This window comes from Aggregatilinea sp. (assembly GCF_036822615.1).
Classification (GTDB): Bacteria; Chloroflexota; Anaerolineae; order Aggregatilineales; family Aggregatilineaceae; genus Aggregatilinea.
On record NZ_DAISHJ010000010.1, the window covers coordinates 87,276 to 94,524 of the forward strand.

General features: G+C 63.6%; 7 protein-coding genes and 1 tRNA gene. 7 read left to right on the forward strand and 1 reads right to left on the reverse strand.

Features of this window, described 5'->3' with window-relative positions; all coding sequences use genetic code 11:
* Nucleotides 1–23: 23 nt before the first annotated feature.
* Nucleotides 24–818, reverse strand: coding sequence for a CPBP family intramembrane glutamic endopeptidase (locus V7116_RS05640; RefSeq protein ID WP_324390917.1), 795 nt, complete (start codon nt 816–818; stop codon nt 24–26).
* A gap of 370 nt (nt 819–1,188) precedes the next feature.
* Between V7116_RS05640 and icd the strand changes: the two genes are divergently transcribed.
* The 7 genes from icd to V7116_RS05675 all read left to right on the forward strand — a co-directional run bounded on the left by icd (nt 1,189) and on the right by V7116_RS05675 (nt 7,209).
* Nucleotides 1,189–2,448: an isocitrate dehydrogenase (NADP(+)) gene (icd, locus tag V7116_RS05645; protein ID WP_324390918.1), complete on the forward strand. Its 1,260-nt coding sequence runs from the start codon at nt 1,189–1,191 to the stop codon at nt 2,446–2,448.
* 139 nt (nt 2,449–2,587) lie between these two features.
* Nucleotides 2,588–2,812 carry a preprotein translocase subunit SecG gene (secG, locus tag V7116_RS05650; protein ID WP_324390919.1) on the forward strand — a complete coding sequence of 75 codons (225 nt, stop codon included), beginning with the start codon at nt 2,588–2,590 and terminating at the stop codon, nt 2,810–2,812.
* 92 nt (nt 2,813–2,904) lie between these two features.
* On the forward strand, nt 2,905–4,800 hold the full coding sequence (locus tag V7116_RS05655; protein WP_324390920.1) for an ABC transporter substrate-binding protein: 1,896 nt from the start codon (nt 2,905–2,907) through the stop codon (nt 4,798–4,800).
* A gap of 75 nt (nt 4,801–4,875) precedes the next feature.
* Nucleotides 4,876–4,959, forward strand: a tRNA-Leu gene (locus V7116_RS05660).
* 105 nt (nt 4,960–5,064) lie between these two features.
* Nucleotides 5,065–5,535 (forward strand): FtsB family cell division protein, encoded by a 471-nt coding sequence (locus V7116_RS05665; RefSeq protein WP_324390921.1) that lies wholly within the window; start codon nt 5,065–5,067, stop codon nt 5,533–5,535.
* A gap of 22 nt (nt 5,536–5,557) precedes the next feature.
* On the forward strand, nt 5,558–6,439 hold the full coding sequence (locus tag V7116_RS05670; RefSeq protein ID WP_324390922.1) for a DUF1028 domain-containing protein: 882 nt from the start codon (nt 5,558–5,560) through the stop codon (nt 6,437–6,439).
* On the forward strand, nt 6,439–7,209 hold the full coding sequence (locus V7116_RS05675) for a DUF309 domain-containing protein (protein ID WP_324390923.1): 771 nt from the start codon (nt 6,439–6,441) through the stop codon (nt 7,207–7,209). Before V7116_RS05670 ends, V7116_RS05675 begins: the two co-directional genes overlap by 1 nt.
* The last annotated feature ends 40 nt before the right edge of the window (nt 7,210–7,249 follow it).

Consider the following 7,249-nt stretch of genomic DNA (forward strand, 5'->3'; position numbering starts at 1 on the left):
TGTCATTTTGTTTCGGGTAACTTTTACTCATTCCAGACTCTTAGCGGTTTGAGGGTCAGGCGGTGAACCAGAAGGCCGAGCACGCCAAGCCCCAACGCGCCCATCACGCCTGATTCGGGGAACCATTCCGCGACCCCGGTGAGCCATCCGGGACCGGAAAAGGAAAAATCATGCACGGCTTCCAGGCCAAAACAGGCCGTGTTCCAGCCGAAGTGCAGCGCGACCGGCAGCGCGAGGTGTTGGTTGGTGCGCGCGAAGGCCCATCCGAAGACGATCCCCATCAGGGTCAGGACGGCGACGGTGAGCGGAATGTAAAGCCCTCGCACGCCTTGATGCAGGATGTTGGGCAGGTGGAACAGGCCAAACAGGCTGGACGCGATCAGCAGCCCGCGCGACGGTCCGGTGCTGTGGCTGAAAAGGGTCTGGATCACGCCGCGGAAGGTGAATTCTTCGATGACCGCCACGACGAACTGCTGGGCGGCGACGCCGATCACCAGCCCGGCGATCGTCCAGTTCAGGGTGGTGATGTGCAGCCAGCCTGCCGCGCGCAGCGCGCCATAGACCAAAAGGACGGCGGCCAGCGATCCGGTCGTGCCCAGAATAAAATGGTGGACAACTCCGCGATAGGGAAGAATGCCGGGGATGGAAAAGCTGCCGCGACATAGCCGCCAGAGCAACAGCGCGCCCAGCGGCATGCCCGCATAGTATATCGTGAAGGCGACCCATCCCAGCTCATCGAGGAGCATGGTGCTCAGGCCGCCGATCAACAGGCCGAAATAGAGTAAAATCCACAGCGTCGTTCGATGCTGTGCTGCCATTCGCCGCATATCCCCTTACTTCCCTGACTTCTAGTATACTCGCGGCACGGTCCCTGGCTAGGGGGCACGGCGGCGCTAATTGTTCTGAATTCGTGAAGACTGTAAATGACTGCGGATCGCCTCGATCCAGTTTTCCAGGGGGCTGGTAGACCGGTGCCGGTTTAAGGTAATATTTCCGGTCACGCCGAGGCAATTATCCTGCCGTGCAATCGCAGGGGCACAAAACTGCATCTAATCGCGTAGGCGCTCGTTCATTTTGAGGGGTAACTGCCGGTCGGGGCGCGACTGCGCGTTATGTACCCGCGACCGGTCCATACTTAGACCACCTTACACGGCATGTTGTGCACACACAAAGGAGTCCCCATCCATCATGGCTTACCAACATATCGTCGTACCGTCTGAAGGCGAGAAAATTACGTGCCTGGATAACCGGGAATGTTTCCCCGATCACCCGCTGATCGCATTCATCGAGGGGGATGGCATCGGGGCAGATATTATGCGGGCGTCGCGGCGGATCTGGGATGCGGCGGTCGAAAAAGCGTACGGCGGCCAGCGTAAAATCGTATGGGTCGAAATTTACGCGGGCGAAAAGGCCGCCGGGCTGTACGACGGCGACTATATGCCTGAAGAAACGTTCGAGGCCCTGCGCGAGTTCAAAGTGGGCATCAAGGGCCCGCTCACGACGCCGGTGGGCGGCGGGTTCCGCAGCCTCAACGTGACGCTGCGCCAGGTGCTTGACCTGTACGCGTGCGTGCGTCCCGTGCGGTGGTATCGCGGCGTGCCCAGCCCCGTCCGTGAGCCGCAGAACGTGGACGTGGTGATCTACCGCGAGAACACCGAAGACGTCTATGCCGGAATCGAATATCAGGCAGGCACGCCCGAAAATGAGAAGCTGGCGGCCTTCCTGCGCGACGAGATGGGCGCGAAGTTCTTCGACGGCAGCGGCCTGGGTATCAAGCCGATCAGCGCCTTCGGGACCAAGCGCCTGATGCGCGCCGCATTGCGCTATGCCATCGAGCGTGGCCGCAAGAGCGTGACCATCGTGCACAAGGGCAACATCCAGAAGTTCACCGAAGGCGCGTTCCGCAACTGGTGCTACGAGGTCGCGCGCGAGGAATTTGGCGATCAGACCATCACCGAAGACCAGCTTTGGGACGACTACAACGGCCAGATTCCTCAGGGCAAGATCCTGATCAAGGACCGCATTGCAGACATCATGTTCCAGCACATGCTGCTGCGTCCCAAGGAATTTGACGTGATCATCTCGCCCAACCTCAACGGCGACTACCTCTCTGACGCTATCGCGGCAGAAGTCGGCGGTGTGGGCATCGCGCCCGGCGCGAACATTGGGGACACGGTGGCGCTGTTTGAGGCGACGCACGGTACGGCTCCCAAGTACACCGACCTGGACAAAGTGAACCCCGGTTCACTGATGTTCAGCGGCGTGATGATGCTCGAGTTCCTGGGCTGGCAGGAAGCCGCTGACCTGATTGCGCGCAGTTACGAGCGCACGCTTGACCAGAAAATCGTCACGTACGACTTTGCCCGCCAGATGGAAGGCGCGACCGAAGTCAAGACCAGCGAGTTCGCCACCGCGCTGATCAAAAACATGGACGCCGGGCTGTCGTAACCGGCAGTCCCGCTGAAATTTCCGGCGAGGGAGGCGCAATCCTCCCTCGCGTTGTGTCTGTCCAGGCGATCGTACCCTTGCACGTGGCAACCGGCGTGCTATAATCGCCACGCTTGACTGCCGAGGAGAATGGGACAACATGCAGAACGCGCTTGAAATTATCCAAATTTTGACCTCACTCACGCTCATCGTGGTGATTGTGCTTCAGGCGAAGGGGCAGGGTCTGGGCGGCCTTTTTGGCGGCGCGGATTCCATGGGCATCAGCAAAACCCGTCGCGGATTGGAACGTACCCTGTTCCAGGTCACTGTGGGACTGTCAATCGCATTTCTGCTCAACGCGATCCTGCAGTTGCTCATCCAATAGCGGTGCTTTTCGCACGTTCAAGTTTATAAAGACTAAATAGGGGGGTGTTTTGCAGTGATGCAGAACACCTCGTTCTATTTGGGGAGGAAGCGATGCTTAAAAGTCTGCGGTGGCCGTTTTTGGTGTTGGTGCTTGCCGCGGCGCTGTTCGTGATAGCGCTCCTAACCCGTACCAATGAAACTCCCGGTGCAGCGCAAACACTCGATACCGCAACCCCGGCGACGGAATCCGCTCCCACTGCGGAACCAACCGCTGCGCCGACGCTGGCTCCGGCAGATACCCAGGTCAGCGCGCCCGCTGCGCAGCAGGCGACGCCTGTTCCGGCTCAGCCGGTGCAGCCGGTGCTGGTCGAGGCTCTGGTCGGGCAGATTTCCAAGCTCAATCCACTGTTGGCGACTTATAACCCGGTGGACCGGGACATTACCTCGCTCATCTACGAGGGCCTCACCACCACCAACGACTACGGGGAGATTGTGCCTGATCTGGCCGCCTCGTGGACGGTTTCGGATGACGGGCTGGTCTATCTGGTCGATCTACGCACCGATATTCTGTGGCAGGACGGCATCCCGTTCACGGCGGAAGACGTCGTGTTTACGGTCAGCCTGCTGAGCGATCCCGCGTTTCCCGGGGCCCCGACGCTGTCTGAGTTCTGGCGCACGGTCGAAGTGGACGCGCTCAGTTCGCATCTCGTGCGCTTCCGTCTGACGCAGCCGCTCGCGTCGTTCCCCGACCAGATGCGCATTGGCCTCGTGCCGAAGCACGCGCTGGACGGTGTGAACGTCGCCGCCTTGGGCCAGCATCCGTTCAACCTGTCGCCTATCGGCACAGGGCCGTACCAGATCGAAACGCTGACGACATCGAACGGGCAGATCGACGGCATCCAACTGCGTGTCGCGCCGGTTTATCGCCAGCGCCCCGAAGGTGCGGACGGCTTCGCGCTCGATCGCATCGTGTTCCGCACCTATCCGACTGCCGAAGCGGCGCTTGAAGCCTACCATAATGGCGAAGTCAACAGCCTGGGCACGATTCCCGCCAGCTCGCTGCAAGTGGCCGAGCAGCTTCCCGGCCTGAGCCTCTATTCGGGGGTCGCACCGCGTGTGGGTGTGGTGATCTACAACTGGCAGCGCGAGTCCATCCCGTTCGTTCGCAATCCGCGCGTGCGGCTGGGACTGTCCCAGGCGGTCGATCGCGCATCGGTGGTCCAGAACGCGCTGGATGGAACCGCCATCGTGGCAAACAGCCCGCTGCTGCCGAATTCGTGGGCCTACGATGCTGGCGTGCAGTGGCCCGTCTATGACGTGGCCCACGCGCAGGAGCTGATCTCCACGGCGAACCTGTCCGGCGGGGAGGATGACGTCGCGGCGACGGCGGAGCCCGCTGATGCGGTGGTTGAAGGCGGCGAGGGCGCGCCGGTGAGCACGGAAGCGCCAACCGAGCCGGTGGCGGAGGGTACGGCCCCTGCGACCGAAGCGCCGACCGAAGAAGGCCCGGTGGAGCTGGCACTGGTGATCCTGACGCTGGACGATCCGGCCATGGTCGAGATGGCGACGGCCATCGCGGGCGCGTGGCAGCAGATCGGCGTGGAAGGCTCGATCGATCCGGTGGACAGTGACACGCTGCGGGCGCGGCTGGAAGCGGGCGATTTCGATGCGGCGCTGGTCGAGCTGAGCTTCGAGCCGGACGCCGATCCCGATCCCTACGTGTTCTGGCATCAGGGCCAGTTTGGATCCGGTCAGAATTACGGCGGCATGGACGATCGCCGCATCAGCGAAGCGCTGGAGCAGGCGCGGCGCGTCACGCTGGGGCTGGACCGTAAGGTCTACTACCAGCAGTTCCAGCAGTTGTTTGCCGAGCGCGCTCCGGCGCTGGTGCTGTACTATCCGCTGTGGTTCTACGGCGCGGATTCGCGGCTTCAGGGCGTGCAGCTTGGCTTTTTGAGCACGCCGAGCGATCGCTTCCGGCATATCCACGATTGGACGTTCGAGTAGCCGGGGAAATTCGGCGTTTGCGTTAAATTCATACTTGACGTGGGCGTCAGACCTGCTAGAATGTTCACCATCAGCGCCGAAGTGGCGGAATTGGCAGACGCGCTACGTTCAGGGCGTAGTCCCCGTACGGGGGTGTGGGTTCGACTCCCACCTTCGGCACAGAAGACCCAGACAGGCTTGTCTGGGTCTTTTTGTTTGTTGCCTTGCGCGGGGGCCTGTGGTACGTTTGGGAAGCATTCTTGCCTGTATGTAACCCGCCAACCTATGAGCGATCCGTCCTCCTCAGCTTCGCAAAAATCAACCGGGCGCACCCCGCGCCGAGGTCGCCGCCAGTCTCTGTCGAGCGTGCAGATTGTCTTCGCGCTGCTGCTGTCGATCGGCCTGCTGCTGGTCATCAACTTCAGCGGGCGCATCGCACGCGGCCAGCAGATGGAGGCCGCGCGGCGGCAGCTTCAATCGACGCTCGACGTGCTGCAAACGCAGCGTGAAGACCTCCAGCGCGAGCGTGATTACGCCGCCAGCGACGCCAGCATCGAGCAGTGGGCGCACCAGGAAGGCAAGATGGTGCGCGAGGGCGAGATCCTGATTATCCCCATCCCCGGCGGCGGATCGACCGAACCGACGCCAACGCCGACACCGCCCGCCCTGATCATCGCGCCGCCGACGCCGCAGCAGGAAGAACCGAACTGGTCGCTGTGGTGGAACTTGTTCTTCGACGGTGAGCCGCCGTTCTAGCCCTTCCCAGAGGAGCGCAGCCATGAAGACCCCGCATCTGCACACGTTTTCCATCGTCGCGTGCGATCCGTCCGTGCCTGCCTGGGGCGTGGCGGTCGCCAGCAAGTTCCTGGCGGCGGGTGCGGTCGTCAGTTGGGCGCGTGTGGGCGCGGGGGCGGTGGCGACACAGGCTCACGCGAACGTGCCGTTTGGCGTGCAGGGCCTGGACCTGATGGCGGGCGGCCTCAGCGCGGACGACGCGCTGTCACGTCTGATCGCGGGCGACGAGGGACGCGCGCACCGTCAGGTCGGGCTTGTTGATGCACAGGGCCGCGCTGCCGCATATACGGGTGAGGCGTGCATGGCCTGGGCGGGGCATCGCGTTGGGCAGGGCTACGCATGCCAGGGCAATATTCTGACCGGGCCGGAAACGCTCGATGCAATGGCGGACGCTTTCGAACATACGCCCGGTGCGCTGGAACAGCGGCTGGTCGCGGCGCTGGACGCGGGCGACCGCATCGGCGGCGATCGACGCGGCAAACAGTCAGCGGGTCTGCTGGTAGTCAAGCCCGGCGGTGGCTACGGCGGCGACAACGACCGATACCTCGATCTGCGCGTGGATGACGATCCGAACCCGGTCGGGCGGCTGGCCGAACTGCTGGCGCTGCACGCCCTGTACTTTGGCGAATCCGATCCCGCCGCGCTGCTGCCCATCGACGCGGCGCTGGCGGCGGAGCTGCAAACGCTGCTCGTCCAGCGCGGTTTCCTGGACGGCCCGGTCAGCGGCGCGTGGGACGCCTCCTCGGTTGAGGCATTCTGGCGTTTCGTGAGCATCGAAAACCTCGAAGAACGCTGGTCCCCGGACGCGCCGGACGTGCTCGATCCCGTCGTGCTCGCCTTCATCCGCGAGCGCTTCCCCGGCTGATGCTCGCACAGGGGCTCGTGATCGCGCTGGTGGGCGCTGCCGTCCCGTGGATGGATCGCGCCGCCGCAGTCCTTCGTGACGGCGGGTATGCGGTCCTGCGCTGTGACGATCCGGCAGCGTACATTACTCAGTTGATCGATTCCTCCGCCGTGCTGGTTCTGGCGGGTGCGGACACCGACGCCTGCACCTGGATCGCCCGCGCCAAAATCGAGCAGGCCACGCGCCGGATTCCCACCCTGGCACTGCTCTCGGACGCGCAGCAGGGCGCAGAGGCGCTTGGGGCGGGCGCAGATGAGTGTTTGCTCGTGAATGCGCTCGAAACGCGCCTGTTGGCCGTCGTGGGCGATCTGGCCCGCCAGCCCGATGCCGCGCGCCGCGCCGAACTGGACTGCCAGTGCGCGCAGCCGCTGTCGCCGCAAGGGCAGGAGGGCGTCGAGCGCTTCAATGCAGGCGAGTATTACCGGCAGCACGATTTATTCGAGGCGCTGTGGATGGCCGAGCCGGGGCCGGTGCGCGATCTCTACCGCGCGATCCTGCAAGTGGGTGTGGCCTACTATCACGTTATGCGCGGCAACGATCGCGGCGCATTGAAGATGCTGCGGCGCAGCGTGCAGTGGTTCGCGGATCTGCCAGACGTTTGCCAGGGCGTCGATGTACGCCGCCTGCGCGACGATGCAGCCCAGGTGCGCGCCGCGCTCGAAAGCGGCGATCCCGGCGCGCTGGATCGGGCCCACCTGCCGCCCGTGCACCTGGTGGACGCCGCCCGCTAGCGCGTACCCTACGGCGCGGCGACGCTCGCCCGGCGTCCGG

What these genes read in the sequence shown, in the direction of transcription:
- V7116_RS05640 (WP_324390917.1), bottom strand. Translation starts at nt 818, where the DNA reads ATGGCAGCACAGCATCGAACGACGCTGTGGATTTTACTCTATTTCGGC.
- icd (WP_324390918.1), top strand. Translation starts at nt 1,189, where the DNA reads ATGGCTTACCAACATATCGTCGTACCGTCTGAAGGCGAGAAAATTACG.
- secG (WP_324390919.1), top strand. Translation starts at nt 2,588, where the DNA reads ATGCAGAACGCGCTTGAAATTATCCAAATTTTGACCTCACTCACGCTC.
- V7116_RS05655 (WP_324390920.1), top strand. Translation starts at nt 2,905, where the DNA reads ATGCTTAAAAGTCTGCGGTGGCCGTTTTTGGTGTTGGTGCTTGCCGCG.
- V7116_RS05665 (WP_324390921.1), top strand. Translation starts at nt 5,065, where the DNA reads ATGAGCGATCCGTCCTCCTCAGCTTCGCAAAAATCAACCGGGCGCACC.
- V7116_RS05670 (WP_324390922.1), top strand. Translation starts at nt 5,558, where the DNA reads ATGAAGACCCCGCATCTGCACACGTTTTCCATCGTCGCGTGCGATCCG.
- V7116_RS05675 (WP_324390923.1), top strand. Translation starts at nt 6,439, where the DNA reads ATGCTCGCACAGGGGCTCGTGATCGCGCTGGTGGGCGCTGCCGTCCCG.